The sequence below is a fragment of the Vibrio sp. 2134-1 genome (genome assembly GCF_033339495.1).
In genome coordinates this window covers 1-634 of record NZ_JAWOUS010000566.1, presented here as the reverse complement: position 1 = coordinate 634, position 634 = coordinate 1, and the positions used below count along the sequence as shown (strand labels likewise).

Genomic DNA, 634 nt, shown 5'->3' with positions numbered 1-634 from the left:
GATTTGAAACCAGACGCCCTCACATGTTTGATCAGTTCATAGCCATCCATTGCTGGCATGTGAAAATCGGTCAGCAGCAACACAACGTTTTCATCTTGGTTGATGTACTCCCAAGCCTCACGGCCGTTGTTCACAATCACAGGTTCGATACCAAGCTCACGCAGCTGCATTGAAATCACGCTTTGGTTGATTGGGTTATCTTCCGCAACTAATACCGTTCCGAGAATCCACGAAACTTCTTCGGACTTAAGCTCGTCCAACTTGGTCTCTTGCTGCATTTGGCTAAGCAAATTGAACAGCGCGTCTGGGTATTGAAGCTCTCGCAACGTGAGGCTACCGAGAATTTCTCGATCATCGCGCAGCATCACACCATCAAAGCCCGCTTCGTTGTCTTGTGCGGCGTAAAGGTTCGCCATGCTTCTTGCCAGTGTTGCTGGCTGCATTTTCCATGCGTCACACCACTGACGAATGCTGAGTGGCAATGCCTCGCTGTAAGTCCAGTTCAAACGCACTTCTGGTTCTGAATCACAACGCTCAATTGGCAATTTGACGGTGATCGTCGTACCCAAGCCGAATTGTGAATCGATGCAGAGCACGCCGCCCATACAGTCGATCAATCGGTCAACGATGCTCA

The 634-nt window shown here is 49.7% G+C and carries 1 protein-coding gene; it reads right to left on the bottom strand.

What is annotated here, in order from left to right; all coding sequences use genetic code 11:
• Positions 1-634: response regulator (locus R7R78_RS27260; protein WP_225474751.1), on the bottom strand; the 634-nt coding region annotated here is incomplete at both ends.